Below are 16,361 nucleotides of genomic sequence, written 5' to 3'. Positions count from 1 at the left end.
GAAACATCCTTGGTGCGAGCAGCTTACCATAAGATGAACGTTAGTTGAATATATTACAAAAGGCTGCCGAGTGCAGCCTTTTGTGCTATTGGGCATGTAAACGGAACAATTACTCGCCAATTGCGTCAAATATTGGGAGATGTATCTAGCGGGGACATGGAAGCTGATTATGCAAGGAGGTAATGATGGCCTATACTCGATTGATTGTTTTGGTGATAATGTTTGAAGTACTTATTACGGCTGTAGCCGGACTTGGCGTTTATTTTGGATTTTCCATTTTTCCTTATTTTCAGTCACAGGCAACTGGTTCAGCCGTACAGACTGTCGGTTTTAATGCAACCATTCCATTGTATATGCCTTCACTTTCGGACCTGAAAATCCCATACACGTATCTTCAGTCAGGAGCACAGGCATGGGGAATCACGGCATTTTTGGTATCGGCAACTATAATCGGCTTGCAGAGCTTTGTCCGTGGCATGTACCTCGGCGGTCTGAAAAGTTGGGTTCTGAACCGTAAGATAGTACCTCTGGTCACGTGTGGACGCAGGTATTTCGGCGATATGGCAGCGTGGTCTATCTTTCAAAGCGTAATAGGCACGTTCATTGTCTTCCTCGCTGCGGCTTTTTCTCCGGTTGGGCTCGTATTAATGATTGCTTTACTGTTTTACTCGCTTACGCCATATCTGACTGTCCTGCAAAATATCACCTTTAGTGATGCATTGGCGAAGGCGCCACGCATGTTTCGGCGCTATTTCGGTACAATGCTGCCGCTTGCACTGCTTGCTATGCTTTGCACGCTTGTTATCAGCCTATTCCGATCACTGACACCTCCTTGGGGATACGCAGTACCGTTATTCGCATACGCGTGTATTGGAACCTTGCTGATTGGCGAACTTATGAGGAAGTTAGCAGCGAAATTATTACTGGACGGAGAACAGGTTCAGGATCATCCTCAGGATCAGACATTAGGGGAGATTCGCCCTCGTAGAATGGTAAACGCAACGATTGTGCTCCTCGTGCCGTTGCTAATCGCGGCTGGTATTTTTGCAGTTTCAGGAAAGCACTTAAGTGCATTTGAAATGAGGAGTAAAAAGCAGTTTGACGGTATCTCTTACACTACGAATTTCTCCGACGTTTTCTATGCGTCAAGCCAGAAGTATACAGCTTACGAATGGCAGACAAGCGATTACAGCATTGCCATCAGTCTTCCGGACTTGTCCGGCGATCAAAAGCCCGACGAACTACGAGGGATAGCCGACATTACTTGGCAGGTGAATGAGGAAATACGTACTGTAAATGGGAATTCAACTCAAATCGACGTGAAGCCGATCATGCGCAAGAGCCGATTGATGTATCGACTTGTCCGGGAGACAGCCAGTAACGGCAGTTTCTACTACTCCAGTATGAGGGGCTCTGCCTCGATCCTGCAGGGAGGGGAGCGGATGCGTGAGCCACTATCCATTCAAATCATGGTGAGTGGAGACGGTAGTCATATATTTGCAATGCAATACCCAGCGCGCTTTGGGATCGCACAAGTATTCCGCGTTTCGGATGACGGGCGGTTTCTAATCCCTGGAACAAGCCAGATGAATCCTATGGATTTTCACGCTTATTGGTTCACCGCAGAGCAGAGTACGGAGAATTTGTTAGATTTGCTGGCCGCCAAAAATAAACCGAATGACATTGCGACAATTAACCGCGCTTATCTAGCGCTTGCTTGCGCCCTGCAAGAAGGAGACGGGCGAATGGTCATTAGTCTGCTGGAGACGATGCGGCACGCCGGCGTAAGCGTGAAAGCTCCCGATTGGGATGAACGGACGTGGACAAACAACCTGCATGATAGGTACAAAGGTGCAAGCTTGCAGATGACCCTGGATTTGTTGACAAAGGCTGGCGTTCAAGGTAGTTATGAAAGCAAAGAGTTATTGGACAAAAGCGATGAAAAAGTCGGTGTTTACCGATTCGAAGTACCATTCCCTGACGGAATGCTGCCTATTACGTACACGGAATCTAAGAACGACGGCAAGCTGTTGTCCTTAAATGTATTGGACTAGATGATATGAGTCGGAATTGAATTTCATCGCTTCCCAAAATTTTCGTATCAGAAAATCCTCCAGCCGATGGAGAAAATAAATGGGTGACTCATGACAATTACAGAAAATGATTTAGCAATAAAAGGGGATAACACTGCTGAAATAATGCCTCCCATAGAGGAAAAAGCTAAACCTTATGGGTTTGGTGGCTGGCTTTACTTTGTAGCTTTAGGCTTTTTGTTAACCTTCGGGACTTCTTTATATTATTTAATAGATTCTATACTGCCAATTTACCAAGATGGACTTATATCTCAAATGTACGATGAAAATTGGAAATATTCGTTTGCTATCATTTTTGAAACTGTTATAAATATAATTTATGTAGTTTTTCCAATGTTCCTTGGATATCTTGTCTTCAAAAAGAAGAAGCTATTGAAATATATGGTAATAAATTTTTATATTATTAACTTTGCGGTTAATATCGGCTATTATTTTATTACAAACTCCATTGAGGAAATGGCAACTCATGATTTTATGGGTGAACAAGGTAGAAATATTGTTAAGTCTTTGGTTACTTGTTTAATATGGATACCGTATTTTATAAATTCAAAACGAGTGAAGAATACATATATTAATTAATCGATATTCAATGGCATCACTTGTGAATTTATTTCATTTGTACGAACGATAAAAAAGGAGCTTGCCACGCGTACGCGTGCAGCTCCTTTTTTCGCTTTTCGCTATTGTGACTGGACTTGCCCCGCACCGCTTCTCGCTTTAACAAACATGCGAAGGGATAGTAAAAGCATCAGCACACTGATTGCAACACAGCCGATAATCAAGCTGTGAAAGTGTTCGGTCGTGATTTGATTGCTGAACACGGTCCCGAGCAAGCTTGAGGATAGAATCGTTCCCATAAAGCGCGAAGTCATGAACATCCCTGAGGCAATGCCAGTTTCCGTCGGTGTGACGTAAGTATAAAGGGCTGTTTGCAGCCCGAGATTCTGAAACCCGTTACTGATACCAAGCACAGATAAACAGGCAAAGATCCAAACCGCTGTAGAGTTATCGTGAACGGTTAACAATAAAGAGGTTCCAGCCACAACGAACAGCGTACCGACCAACAGAGGAGCTCGCGAGCCGGAACGGTCAATCCATCTGCCTACAATTGGAGTAACCAGGATACCGAAGCCTGATATGGACAGCATTATCAAGCCCACTTCTTGCCCGCTATAATGCCGTACCTGCTGCAAATATGAAGGAATACCAAACATGATGGAGTAAAACACAATATTGACTAATATGAATTGAACATACACGAAACAAACATTGACATTTCGCTTAAGAAACAGCACATCGATAAATGGCTGTTTCCGCTTTGCTTCATACAAATAAAAGCTTACGCTGAGCACCAGACTAAGTAGGAGCAATAACCAATTGACACCAGACTTGAACGATAGGAAAAAGAACAGCCAACTAAAGATGAGTGCAGTAAAAAAGATGATGCCCGTAAAGTCCAAAGCCCCCGCACCTCTGTGCTTCCGTGGTGCATCCTTAGGCATCAGTCGAAGAGAGAGCACGAAAGAGCCGGCTATAAACGGAAAATTGATGAGGAAAATAGACGGCCAGTCACTGTATTGGATTAGAAATCCTCCGAGCGATGGTCCTAGAGCTGCTGAAGTCGAGGAGAACACGGACATAATACTAAGTGCTCTCGCTTGATTCGTCGTGATAATCGAACGGATGATGCCCATGCCGGTCGGGAACAAGGCGGAGCTGCCGATCGCTTGAATGACACGAAAAGCGATTAGCCAGCCGAAGCTTGGCGATAAGGGCGCGAGCATGGATGAGACGGTGATGAGGGCGAGACCAAGCATGAAAATTTTTTTGCGACCGAATAAATCGCCTATCTTTCCCATTACAGGTTGTGCAACAGCACTAGCCACATAGTAGGTTGCAATGAGCCAAGAAATCGAGGCGTACGTGACTTGAAACTCTTCCTGCAGCCTGGAAAAGGCGACGGAAATCATGGTCGTGTTTAGAGGGTTGAGCAGTGTACCTAAAGCTATAGCAGCTATAAGCCCAAAATGGCCGCCTTTGTTGGATTGAATGCTGTCTGCCATGAAGCGTTGCTCCTTTCAAAGATGGGGTTGTCAAGTTTACATAAAGTCAAAAGACCTCCGGTCAATATTCCCACGAGGTGGGGCGGAAGTCGCTTCGTTATCCTATAAGTACATACAATCTAACATGTGTACTTTTCAATTGTCAATTTATGTTTATTGTTAGGAAATGTAAACGCTGTAGTGACATTACTCCAATAACATGATACAATACGTAACATATGAACAAAATATTTGTTACACCTTGTCGCTTGATCACAAATGCACAACGGTAAAAGGAGGTACATACTTCATAAGCTAAGGAATGGTACTCATCTTCAAACTAGAGATAGGTATTAAGGATCATAATCTCAGTAGTGTACATGACTAGAACGAAATGAATTTCACGGATATTCTGGGTCATTGGGCAGAGGTAGTGTTCCTGACCGATGTGTGGCAAGGTTTTAAGAAGCCCGAATCTTTCGGAAGCTGTGAAATATCAAACACAAAGGTTTGTTAGGAGTTGAATACATATGAAAAAAATTGGATTGGCCATTATTGCTCTTTTTATGTTCCTCAACATACTTTCAATTCCCAAATCCGCGAATGCCGCTAGTGCTTCAGGCATCGATGTCAGTGTTGTCCTCCATGTAGGGGATACGGTCAACTTGGCAGCCGGGTATCCGAAGGTGAACTGGTCGGTAGCGGAGTTGAACGGTAGCGCTACGGATAAAGCCGTAGTTACTAGTACAGGTGTGGTAACTGCACTTAAGCCGGGCACAGTGAAAGTCATTGCAACTGCTTCAGATGGCACCACCTATACAGGTGAAATTCTTATTACTATTCTTGGCGATGTTGTTGAGAAACCTACAGCCGTCTTGAACGGAACTGCAAACGTTTACCCAGGAGGATCTTTCGATTTGACGTATGGATTGAGATACGTTGCAGGAGGAATCTACGCACAGGATATCACATTAACATTTGATCCGGAAAAGCTTGAGTTTGATTCAGCTGTTTCACTCAAAGATAAAATGATTTCTGTAGTCGACATCTCCAAACAAACGGGTAAAGTGCGCATTCTGGCAGCTTCGCTTGGCGAAGAAAATGCCAATGCAGCAAATGGCGATTTGATCAAGCTGCACTGGAAGGTGAAATCTGCCGCAAAACCAGGAACAGCCGGTGTTCAATTAACGAATGTAGTAGTCTCTAACGGTGAAGGCGTAGAAACTTCTTTGAGCACTGAAAATCATAGCGAAATCGTGATTCAAAGCACGCCAGTAAACAAACAAGCTCTTCTTGATCTGATTGTCCAAGCTCAAGATAAGTATGACACTGCAGTGGAAGGCACACTTCCAGGCCAATACAAGTCAGGTTCAAAAGCTACACTGCTTACAGCTATCGACGCTGCCAAAACAGTTGCCAACAGCTCGTCGAGCACACAACCTGATGTCGATACTGCGGTAACTGCACTCACGGCTGCGCTGCAAACCTTTGCGGATGCTCTCAATCCAAAACCACCGGTCGTACCAGGGGATCAAAATGGCGATCAGAAAGTCAGTATCGGCGATATTGCTCTAATCGCAGCGGCCTATGGGAAATCGGATAAAGATGCGGATTGGGATCTTTACAAAGATCGTGATATTAGCGGGGATGGAATTATCGATATTGTTGACTTGGCTGCTGTGGCTCGCATCATCCTGGATGATTATTTAGCTTCCAACTAGGATCGATTCGGCGTTTGCGTCCATAAAATCCTGATTACTATGAAAGCGCGATTTTGCTCTTTTGTAGGGAATCAGGATTTTTTAATCTACTTTCGAAATTGTTCAATTGAAATTTAATGATAAGGATGATATAATTTTTCTAAATTAATGACTGGAGTTGAAAGAATAATGTAGGATTTCTTGCTAAGGATAAAACAGTAAAGCGATATTTTTCGCATGTTTTATTTTGTATGCAAGAAAGTTACATGATCTTTCACTCAAACAATATATCCTTATTTAACTCCGTACAGGGGTTAATTAACTGTATTTATTTGAGCTACAAGAATGTAACTTTCTTGTAGCTTTTATTTTTTCATACAGGAGGATAAATTTATGTCTCTAATCAATGTTACAAACCTGACGTTTGCCTATGAAGGAAGTTACGATAATATTTTTGAAAATGTAAATTTCCAAATCGATTCGGATTGGAAATTAGGATTTACAGGTAGAAATGGTCGAGGTAAGACAACATTTCTCAATTTGTTGCTTGGTAAATATGAATACAGCGGAAATATTTCTGCTAATGTTAGTTTTGAATATTTCCCTTTCCCTGTAGAAAATAAAGAAAATAATACGCTTGACGTAATCAACGACATTTATCCAGACTATGTTCACTGGCAATTAATGCGTGAGCTTTCATTATTAAAGGTTTCTGAGGACGTATTATATCGGCCATTTGATTCCTTGTCTAACGGAGAGCAAACGAAAGTTTTGCTGGCTACTTTATTTATTAAGGAAAACAGTTTTCTGTTAATTGATGAACCAACTAATCATCTTGACATGAACGCAAGAAAGCTGGTCAGTGATTATCTCAAGACGAAAAGCGGATTTATACTGGTGTCTCACGACAGATCTTTCCTTGATAACTGTATAGATCACATACTGTCAATTAATAAAACCAACATTGAAATTCAAAAAGGTAATTTCTCAAGTTGGTGGGAAAATAAAATGAGGCAAGATAACTATGAACTTGCAGAGAACGAAAAACTTAGAAAAGACATTAAACGTTTATCAGATTCATCGAAGAGAACGGGCAACTGGTCACACGAAGTGGAAAAAACAAAAAACGGAACAAGAAATTCCGGTTCTAAGGTAGATAAAGGATATATTGGCCACAAAGCTGCAAAGATGATGAAACGCTCTAAAGCTATTGAACAAAGACAGCAATCTGCCATTAATGAAAAGTCTAAACTTTTAAAAAATATCGAAAGCTCAGACAGCTTGGAGATTTCACAACTTGCTTATCATAAGGACCGACTTGCTGAACTTGATCATGTTTCAATTATGTATGGTGAGAAGATCATTTGTGCAGATGTAAGTTTTACAATTGAGCAAGGTGAGCGAATTGCGCTTTCCGGTAAAAATGGATCTGGAAAATCAAGTATCATCAAACTGATTTGTGGTGAGGATATTAATTATACAGGCACCTTCAGGAAGGACAGTCAGTTGAGAATATCCTACGTATCACAGGACACTTCCCATCTTCAAGGCAATTTATCTGACTTTGCTGCAAACAGCGGAATTGATGAGAGCCTTTTTAAATCGATTTTGAGAAAGCTTGACTTTTCCAGAACTCAATTTGAGAAGGATATTTCATCATTCAGTGGAGGACAAAAGAAAAAAGTGTTAATTGCAAAAAGTCTTAGTGAGAATGTTCATCTGCATATTTGGGATGAGCCGCTGAATTTTATTGATATCATTTCTCGCATGCAAATTGAAGAGCTTCTGCTAGAACACACGCCAACCATTCTTTTTGTCGAGCATGATAGGGAATTTTGCGAAAATGTTGCAACAAAGATCATAGAACTTTGAGGTTGTTTCAAACAATAAAGTCGCCATACTTGGCGACTTTTCATTTTCAATATGAGCCTTTTGCGGTAAGGCAGCATCCTCTTACCATTTTATCTGCTTGATTAGATGGATGATCTCTTCTTGTTCGTCTTCACTAATTAGCCAAGTCCGGATTTCATTTATTATTCTCGCCATATTGGTATAACCTTTGGCCAGTCCGTTTAATCGTGCTGCCAAAGTTGCGTTCGTCAGTTCATCATCAGTAGGAAAAAGAGTTCTCAGTTTGTCTATCGCATCCGGATGCCGTTTCAAATAATATTTCTGATGTCTATCCTCGGCAGGGTAAAAAAGGGTATAGGGAGCAACTTCGGTGTCCGGGAATCCATTTCCTTGTTCCTCCTTGGTTTTCATGACCTCTCGGATGACACTATGCTGCATGGAGTCACGAAACAATACCAAGGATTTGTACTGCCGGCCTTTGTAATCGTTTATATTAACTGGATTATGCGACTTCCAGAACACATTCAGGATGCTTTCCAAACTGATAATGCTTGCATCGAATTCCACTTCGACCATCTCCGTGTGGTCTCCAAGTTGCCGGTAAGTCGGATTATCTATAGTTCCTCCTGCGAAGCCTACACGCGTTCTCGTAATACCTGTTAATTGTCCGAATAAAGCATCAGGACTCCAGAAGCAACCCATACCCATTGTTATAGTTTGATTGTTGCTATTATCCATCAGGTGCACCTCCTTTTTTTATCATATCATTTTAGAGTTTAGTGAAGAAATTTAGCTCATTACCAAATGACCGGCGGCCTTCTTAACCATTAAGCATTGAAACCAGTCCATGTTCAATTATGTAATGTCAACTGCATTGATGTAAAATTGATGTATATGTCATCAGAAACAGAAACCATTTAAGCAAAACATCCAAAAGAAGGAAGTGTTAAACATGAATTTAGAAATAGTTATGCAGGAGCTTGAAGCTCTTGGCAAGGAGCGAACCAAGAAAATTTATATATCCAATGGCGCGCACGAACCTCTTTTTGGTGTGGCTACGGGCGAAATGAAGCCCATTGCAAAGAAAATTAAAAACAATCAACCTTTGGCTGAGCAGCTTTACAATACTGGGAACTACGACGCAATGTACTTCGCCGGCATAATTGCTGATCCAAAAGCAATGACAGAAGTGGATTTTGACCGTTGGATGGACGCGGCTTATTTTTATATGCTGTCCGATTATGTAGTTGCCGTAACCCTGGCTGAAACAGATATTGCACAAGAAGTATCTGATAAATGGATTCTTAGCGGCGAAGAGCTTAGAATGTCAGCGGGTTGGAGTTGTTACTGCTGGCTTTTGGGCAATCGGCCGGACGTTGAATTTTCTGAAAGCAAATTGGCCAACATGCTTGAAATGGTGAGTAATTCGATTCATGATTCTCCCGAACGAACAAAATACGCGATGAATAACTTTATTTACACAGTGGGGGTATCCTATTTGCCCCTCCATGATAAAGCGGTTGAGACCGCAAAGGTTGTAGGTCCGGTTGAAGTCAAACGAGATAAGAAAAAAAGCAGTTTCCTGATCGCTTCTGAACGTATTCAAAAGGAAGTAGATAAAGGGCGTCTTGGTTTCAAGCGCAAATATGTAAGATGTTAAACAACTGATTTAATAGAAGACTCTATGCCCTGATTCAAAAAGGGAATAGAGTCTTTCTTTTTGTTCAACTAATGCCTAATATGCCCGGTTTTCTCTGGTTGATGACCGTTTTAACAACAATGGATATCAATTTGTGTAAACATCGGTAATATCCGCAACAATTTCTTAAAGCATCTATAATTACTAGCAAACAATTGGTAACTACAATTAATGAAGTAGGGAAAACAATAAGCAGATAAAGAGAGGAGATTCCAAGTGATATCGAAAGAAGCTGCTGCTCAGGACATCAAACCTAAGGCAAAATTGCTGGAGCGTACGGTAGTCAAGCCGCGCTCCCGAAGAAAAGCACGAGAAGCGTGGACGGGTTTGTGCTATGCCCTACCGGCACTGGCTCTGCTATTGCTGTTTCGATATTGGCCGCTTCTGTTCGGCATGTGGATGAGCTTATGGAAGTGGGGCTATGTACCGGAGCGATTCATAGGATTGGACAATTACACCCGTATTTTTACGGAGGACCTTGTTGTACAAGATCCTACTGTCGGCTTCCAGCTCGGTCCTGTTGGACAAGGCTTCATCGTCACGATCTTTTACGCTATAGGCACGATTCCGCTGACATTGTTACTTTCATTCTTTGTTGCATATGTGTTGTTTCATATAACGAAAGGGAGAACTTTGCTGCGCGTCCTCTTTTTCCTCCCTTACATTACTTCACAGGTAGCTGCTGCAATTGTATTCAAATGGATCTTTCATCCGAGTGTGGGCCTCGCAAATTGGGCTGTACGCTACATGGGAGGGACGCCGCAGCAATGGTTGACGGATCCAGATCCAATTATGATCAAGCTGCTTCAGTCGCTTGGCGGACACTGGCCTTCTTCGATCCCAACGGTATTCGCAGGTCCGACCTGGGCGCTTGGCGTTATCATTTTATTCTCGATTTGGAGCAGTCTGGGTTTTCAGATTGTAGTGTTCTTATCAGGTTTGACGCAAATTCCGCATGATCTGACAGAGTCAGCCCGGATTGATGGAGCTAGAACTTGGCATACGATCCGCTATATCACACTGCCACTGCTTTCGCCGACATGGTTTTTGCTCCTTATTGTATCCGTTATTGGCGCATTTGAATCGTTTAACGCTTTCTATGTTTTCTCTGGCGGAGAAGGTGGGCCGTTAGGTTCCACGATGTCACTGCCGCTATATATTTTCAGAAGCTTCTATGTGTACGGTCAAGTTGGATATGCATCGGCAGTTTCGATGGTTCTGTTCGTACTCTTGCTTGGTTTAACCTGGCTACAACTGCGTTACGGTGAGAAAAAGGTTCACTATATGCATTAATGCAGGAGGGAGGATAAAAGGATGTATAGTTGGGTTGGATCAAGTCGATCTTCCAAAATGATATGGATGATCGTGTGGATTAGCACGGTATTGTTAGCCTGCTGTGTGATGTTCCCCTTCGTATGGATGATTCTTACCTCGTTAAAAAGCGCTGAAGAAATTAATCGCATGCCGCCAACGTGGCTGCCCGAAGCATGGCATGTAAAGAATTATGTGGAAGCATGGTTAAAACCAGAATCGACGTTTCAACGCTATTTTGACAATACAGTGATAATTGCGGGTGTTGGTACTGCGCTCCAACTACTTGTATGTGTGCCGATCGCTTTTGCGATTACCCATTTTTCGTTTCGCGGTCGCAATCTCATCTTTATGCTCGTGGTAATCACCATGCTCATTCCGTATGATGTTACACTGGTCCCTAACTTCGTGACTATGCGGCATATTCCTTTTGCTGGCGGCAACAATTGGGCGGGTACCGGGGGGCAAGGCTTTTATGACAGCTACATGGGCATGATGCTTCCGTTTTTGGCAGAAGCTTTCACCATATTTTTATTAAGGCAGGCGTTTCTATCCGTTCAAAAGGAGTATTGGGAGGCGGCTCAAGTGGACGGTATGTCCAATAGCCGATATCTATGGTCCGTACTGCTGCCATTAGTGCTTCCTTCATTAATTACGACAGCATTGCTTGCATTTATTGGAAAATGGAACGGTGTACTTTGGCCATTATTGATTACTTCGAGTGAATCGCTCAGGCCTTTGCAAGTAGGTTTGTTGTATTTCGTTAGTGAAGAAGGGCCCAATTATCATCATTTGATGGCGGCGGCCACTTTTACCATTGCTCCGATTGTCGTGCTGTATTTGATTGCGCAGCAATGGTTTCATCAAGGCATTACCTCAGCTGGACTTAAAGGATAAGGCGCAAGCTGGACGACTAAGGTTCAAGGAGAAAAACAATATTGAAACATGCTGGAGGAACAACAGATGGACTGGCTGCATAAGATTGAAGTCGTTTTGTTTGACTTAGACGGTACGCTTTATCAGGATGGTACATTTTACAAACGATATTTGGAATTGTTATTTAGTCAGGGCACTTACGCTGCAACTCTGGATGAGATTCTTGAGGAAATGGAGTGTTTGCTGGAAGGCAGGCACACAAGCAGTATTGGGAATTGGTATCATCCTTGCACGGATACGTGGACCAGGGAAACGATTGAAAATCAACCGCATGTGACTCATTACACTTGGAGAGGGATGGAGGTGGATGTTGAGACGAATCCATCGATAAATATCCCTGCTATTTATGCAGGCGATGCATGGAGCTTAGTCAGCATCTTTACCGTCAAGCATGGCATAGCGGAAACGCAGCGGCAGCACGCTTTTCAGCAGGTGCGCAGGGAAATGCTTCAAGGCGCTTCCAGTTTTGAACGCCATGCAGGACTCTATGAGGCTATCGGTCAATTGACCGGAGTACGGATGAAGCTGCTGCTCACGAATTCGCCGGAGAATACAGGTCGTGAATTTATTGCAGCGCTCGGCAGCAGCGATTTGTTTACCGATATCGTCTACGGTGCGGGGAAACCGGCGGGGTTGGAATATTACATGGATGAGCTGATGAAACGGGAGGGACTGCGGCCCGAACAGATTCTCTCGATCGGCGATCATGCCTGGAATGATCTGTATCCGGTGCTTAAATTAGGTGGTCGTACGGCATGGATATCTGCCTATCCATCTTCCGACCCATCCCCGTGGGATGTGCGCCTGACGACGCTCGATGAATTAGCGGCCCTTTTGATAGATATACAGCAGGCCAAACATAACAAAATTAAAATTTAGAGGAGGAAATACGGATGAATCAGAGTCATCAGAATGAGGAGCGCATAACGTTCTATGGAGGGTTGACCACGATTGGCGGTGTACACATCTTATACAGTTGCGGAGATACTGGCATTGTTTTTGATCTTGGCATGGCACGTGGATTTTTTAAAGGCGAAGTCAGCGTTCAATCTGACTTTGGAATCCGGAGTTTTTTGCTGACACGGATGGCACCTCCCGTAATGGGCTTATACGATCCTGCCTTACTGGGAGATGTTGGAGAAGCGGAGCTTGCACAAGTATGGGGCAAGGATCATTTTCCTCAGGTGAACAATCTGCATGGCTTTGTGAGCCACATTCATCAAGACCACATGGCTCTGCTTCCTTCACTGCGTGCAGGTCTTCCCGTCTGGATGCATCGTGACGCTTATGCGGTGTATGAAGCTGTCGTGGCTGCAGGCGAGTATGAAGGCACACAAGCAGATATTCGTCTCATTGAAGATGGACAGATCGTCAATTTTGGTACTTTCCGCATTGAATTCATCGAGGTGGATCATGACAGTCCTGGGGTTACGGGCTTCATTATTCATGGTCCGCAGCACAGGATCGCGTTCACAGCCGATTGGCGTCGACATGGACGTAATTCGTATCGTATGGATCGATTCATTGAACGCTGTCAAAGCGCCGGAGTGGATCTGTTAATCACTGAAGGTACACGGATGCGTCCGGACACGTTGTTCCGCAAGCCAAAGGATCGCCTTGAGGTTGAGGTGGCCGTAGAATGTCGTCGCGCAATGGAAGATACAGAGGGTTTGGTGTATGTTAACATTCTTGCTCGCAACGTGGAGCGCATTGCTGATTTAATTATCCGCACGCAGGAAGCAGGCCGTCAGCTTGTGATGGACGAAAGTACAGCCATTCTATGGGGGGAAGCCTCCAAGAAACTAAGGGTGCTTGCCGGTCATCAAGCACTTGATGCCGATCAGGATGTTATTCGACTTTTGAAAACGCCGCAATGGTCAAAAGGGCCGCAACGCACCATGGAAGTTGAATTTCCTTATGAGCCAATAACGCTGAATGAAATTACCGCCAATAAATCGCAGTTTGCCGTATTTCTTACTTATCCTCATACACCTCTTATAGCGGAATTGGAAACCTTCGGTTCATGCGCTTCGGCATCGATCTATGTCCATGCTGACGGTAATCCGCTGACATCATCGGACGAAACGCTTCTGAAGTGGCTCACTGAATTTGGTGTCCAGTATCGCTATTGTGCAACAGGTGGTCATGCGGCACCGCAGGAGATCGCTGAATTAACTACGCGGATTTCACCGAAATTAGTCATTCCTTTACATAGCATGCACCCAACGTTGTTCAACAGTGGTGGCATAAGCAAGTATTGTCCAGCTCCTGGAGAAAGTTATGAGCTTTCGGAGCTCGTTGGTAAACAATTTACACGCTAAACCTAACGTTTATCATTGGCTTTAAGTATTAAAGATGCTTTCGTCATATACAAATTGAGGGAGTGATAACCATGTATTTAACGAAATTATTTCCCGCTTGGAAAGCTTCACTGGCAACCCTTTTGCTTCTTTCAACTATCGGTTGTGGAACACCTCAGCAGGCAGCACCAGCCAGTACGCAAACGGATAAAAGAGATGAACCTAAAGCTGCGCAAGGCATTGAGCTTGGAAAAAATGGACCGATTACGATCGATTTCTGGCATATTCAAGCTACGATTTATGGGGATGCGATCAAAGAAATGGTGGCAGCCTTTAATAAAGAATATGAAGGTAAAATTATTGTTAAAGAAGTGTTTCAAGGCTCATATGACGATCTGAACAAAAAAGTGCGTGCTGCTCTGCAAGGCGGAGGTCTTCCCGCAGTAGCGATGTCTTATGAGAGCGATACGCTGGAATACATGAAAGCAGATAAAATTGTGCCGCTCGACGACTACATAGGCGATCCGGTTAACGGATTGAATAAAGCGGCGCTCGATGACATCATGCCAGGTGTATTGGCTCGTCAGCGTATTCCTGAATATAACGGCAAGACGATGAGCTGGCCGCATGGTAACTCCTCCATGGGTGTTTATTACAACTTGGACCTGCTTAAGAAAGCAGGCTATGAGAAGCCCGCAGCAACTTGGCAGGAATTCGAAAAGATGGCGCTGGACATTACAGATAAAACGGGTATTCCTGCTTTAGTCATGGGTAATGGCAATAATGGCGGAACGTTCCGCACATGGCTTCGCACTTACGGAATCTACCCGATTAATTTGGATCAAAGCGGCGTTAATTACGACAATCCGCAGGCATTGGAACTGGCTGGGATGATCAAGAATTTGGTGGATAAGAAAGCAATTCTGTTCGCTCAAGACACGGAACAAGAATTTACGAACGGCAGAGCAGCTATGGAGATCGGCACGACGGCACGTACAAGCTCGAAACTCGATTTGGTGAAGGATAAGTTCAAGTGGGGCATCACGCTGATTCCGCAAGGCAAGAGCGGAAGTAAAGTGACTGAACTTTATGGCGGCAATCAAGTCCTGTTCAAAACGACGCCAGAGAAGCAACTGGCAGGCTGGTTATTCATGAAATATTTCGCTGAATCTAAGGCGCAATCGATCTATGCAGCAAAGACCGGTTATTTCCCAGCGACACTATCTGCACAGAATACGGATTTATTAAAGAAAAATTATTCAGATAACCCGCAGAAGAAGCAGGCTTTCGATGAAGTATTCCCTTACGCACGAATTGATGTATCGAGCGCTGCACGTAACAAGATGGATACAGCGGTTGGAGAGGCTTTGCAAGCGTTGACGGCTGGCAAATTATCTCCAGCAGATGCGCTGAAAAAGGCGCAGGCTGACTCCACGAAAGCGCTCAAAGAATTCAAGTGAGTTCAGGAACAAATATGAAACAGGCTTCTTACTTAGGCGCAGTTATGGCTTATGTAGGAAGCCTTGTTTTACTAGAAACAAAGGAGGTTATAACTTTGAACTCAGTCCGGCGAAGAAATGAAATTATTATGGACGTGCGGCGTGTCGGAAGCGTATCAGTAGATGAATTAACGTTGACCTATGGTGTCTCGGTGGAAACCATCCGCCGGGATTTACGCATTTTGGACGAAAAAGGCTTTGTTCGCAGAACGTATGGCGGCGCAGTTAAAAGAGAGCAAACAACCTGGGATATGCCTTATTATGATCGCATGCAGCTGAATCTGGAGCGGAAGGAGGCTATCGCCCGCGAAGCTGTGTTCTTACTGGAGGTAGGTGATAGTGTCTTTGTCGATGGCAATACGACTGGGCTTGTGCTATCGCGTTTGATTCCCGACGATAAAAACTTGACAATCGTGACAAACTCGGCGATGGTCGCTTTGAATTTAGTTCAGAAGAAGGGGAAGCTGAATGTTTATATGGTCGGTGGCGAGGTGGGGGAAGATGGTATGACGTTTGGCTATAAACTGCACTGCGAGCTTCGCCAATACCGCTTCGATAAAGCGCTGTTTTCCTGCATGGGGTTTGGCACACAGGGTATTTATTATTCCAAGTGGGAGCCTCTGCAAATTGCTCAGATGATGGTTGAGCAGAGCAATCATCTGATTCTTATGGCGGATTCGTCCAAAGCCAATCGTAGTGGCTTTTTGTTTGGCATGGAGCTCAATCGAATTCAAACGTTAGTGACTGACGAAGGGACGCCTCATGAAATGCGCGAGAGTTTGCGGGAAACGGTCCGTAATCTGATCGTCACCAGCAGTAACGATTAGAGCTAGGCCAAGGATGTAAGTCTAGAAATATTGATGAATGAGAAAAAGGTGTCCCGCTAGCTGAGTTCGAGAATTTGTTATAAGATAAAAATGATGAATGTTA

General features: G+C 43.8%; 13 protein-coding genes. 11 read left to right on the top strand and 2 right to left on the bottom strand.

Going from position 1 to position 16,361, the window contains the following annotated elements:
- The first annotated feature begins 182 nt into the window (after positions 1 to 182).
- Both J2Z65_RS16595 and J2Z65_RS16590 read left to right on the top strand, forming a co-directional pair.
- Complete coding sequence (locus tag J2Z65_RS16595; protein WP_167059826.1) at positions 183 to 2,054, top strand: hypothetical protein; 1,872 nt, start codon at positions 183 to 185, stop codon at positions 2,052 to 2,054.
- Between the two features lie 90 nt (positions 2,055 to 2,144).
- A complete protein-coding gene (locus J2Z65_RS16590) occupies positions 2,145 to 2,672 on the top strand; it encodes a DUF2569 domain-containing protein (protein WP_167059823.1) in 528 nt (175 codons plus the stop codon).
- Between the two features lie 101 nt (positions 2,673 to 2,773).
- On the opposite strand, the gene J2Z65_RS16585 is transcribed toward J2Z65_RS16590, so the two are convergent.
- Positions 2,774 to 4,156 carry an MFS transporter gene (locus J2Z65_RS16585; protein WP_167059820.1) on the bottom strand — a complete coding sequence of 461 codons (1,383 nt, stop codon included), beginning with the start codon at positions 4,154 to 4,156 and terminating at the stop codon, positions 2,774 to 2,776.
- Between the two features lie 509 nt (positions 4,157 to 4,665).
- On the opposite strand from J2Z65_RS16585, the gene J2Z65_RS16580 reads away from it, so the two are divergent.
- Both J2Z65_RS16580 and J2Z65_RS16575 read left to right on the top strand, forming a co-directional pair.
- A complete protein-coding gene (locus tag J2Z65_RS16580; protein ID WP_167059817.1) occupies positions 4,666 to 5,856 on the top strand; it encodes a cohesin domain-containing protein in 1,191 nt (396 codons plus the stop codon).
- 372 nt (positions 5,857 to 6,228) lie between these two features.
- A complete protein-coding gene (locus tag J2Z65_RS16575; protein WP_167059814.1) occupies positions 6,229 to 7,707 on the top strand; it encodes an Lsa family ABC-F type ribosomal protection protein in 1,479 nt (492 codons plus the stop codon).
- 81 nt (positions 7,708 to 7,788) lie between these two features.
- Here the strand turns inward: J2Z65_RS16575 and J2Z65_RS16570 are convergent, their stop codons facing one another.
- Positions 7,789 to 8,424 carry a peptide-methionine (S)-S-oxide reductase MsrA gene (locus J2Z65_RS16570; protein ID WP_167059811.1) on the bottom strand — a complete coding sequence of 212 codons (636 nt, stop codon included), beginning with the start codon at positions 8,422 to 8,424 and terminating at the stop codon, positions 7,789 to 7,791.
- A 214-nt stretch (positions 8,425 to 8,638) separates the two neighbouring features.
- Between J2Z65_RS16570 and J2Z65_RS16565 the strand changes: the two genes are divergently transcribed.
- The 7 genes from J2Z65_RS16565 (at position 8,639) to J2Z65_RS16535 (ending at position 16,258) form a co-directional block, all read left to right on the top strand.
- The gene (locus tag J2Z65_RS16565) at positions 8,639 to 9,346 is read left to right on the top strand and encodes a DNA alkylation repair protein (protein ID WP_167059808.1); all 708 of its coding nucleotides are present in this window, start codon (positions 8,639 to 8,641) and stop codon (positions 9,344 to 9,346) included.
- Between the two features lie 255 nt (positions 9,347 to 9,601).
- Positions 9,602 to 10,678: an ABC transporter permease subunit gene (locus tag J2Z65_RS16560; protein WP_167059805.1), complete on the top strand. Its 1,077-nt coding sequence runs from the start codon at positions 9,602 to 9,604 to the stop codon at positions 10,676 to 10,678.
- 21 nt (positions 10,679 to 10,699) lie between these two features.
- Positions 10,700 to 11,593 (top strand): carbohydrate ABC transporter permease, encoded by an 894-nt coding sequence (locus tag J2Z65_RS16555; protein WP_167059802.1) that lies wholly within the window; start codon positions 10,700 to 10,702, stop codon positions 11,591 to 11,593.
- Positions 11,594 to 11,659: 66 nt separating this feature from the next.
- Complete coding sequence (locus J2Z65_RS16550) at positions 11,660 to 12,511, top strand: HAD family hydrolase (protein ID WP_167059799.1); 852 nt, start codon at positions 11,660 to 11,662, stop codon at positions 12,509 to 12,511.
- 14 nt (positions 12,512 to 12,525) lie between these two features.
- Entirely contained in the window at positions 12,526 to 13,953 is a 1,428-nt protein-coding gene (locus J2Z65_RS16545) for an MBL fold metallo-hydrolase (RefSeq protein WP_167059796.1), read from the top strand.
- A 71-nt stretch (positions 13,954 to 14,024) separates the two neighbouring features.
- On the top strand, positions 14,025 to 15,392 hold the full coding sequence (locus tag J2Z65_RS16540) for an ABC transporter substrate-binding protein (RefSeq protein ID WP_167059793.1): 1,368 nt from the start codon (positions 14,025 to 14,027) through the stop codon (positions 15,390 to 15,392).
- 95 nt (positions 15,393 to 15,487) lie between these two features.
- Positions 15,488 to 16,258 (top strand): DeoR/GlpR family DNA-binding transcription regulator, encoded by a 771-nt coding sequence (locus tag J2Z65_RS16535; RefSeq protein WP_167059790.1) that lies wholly within the window; start codon positions 15,488 to 15,490, stop codon positions 16,256 to 16,258.
- Positions 16,259 to 16,361 lie beyond the last annotated feature (103 nt).

Source organism: Paenibacillus aceris, assembly GCF_017874035.1.
Classification (GTDB): Bacteria; Bacillota; Bacilli; order Paenibacillales; family NBRC-103111; genus Paenibacillus_E; species Paenibacillus_E aceris.
Note: the sequence above shows the minus strand (reverse complement) of the source record. Positions and strands in the feature narration are given on the sequence as shown.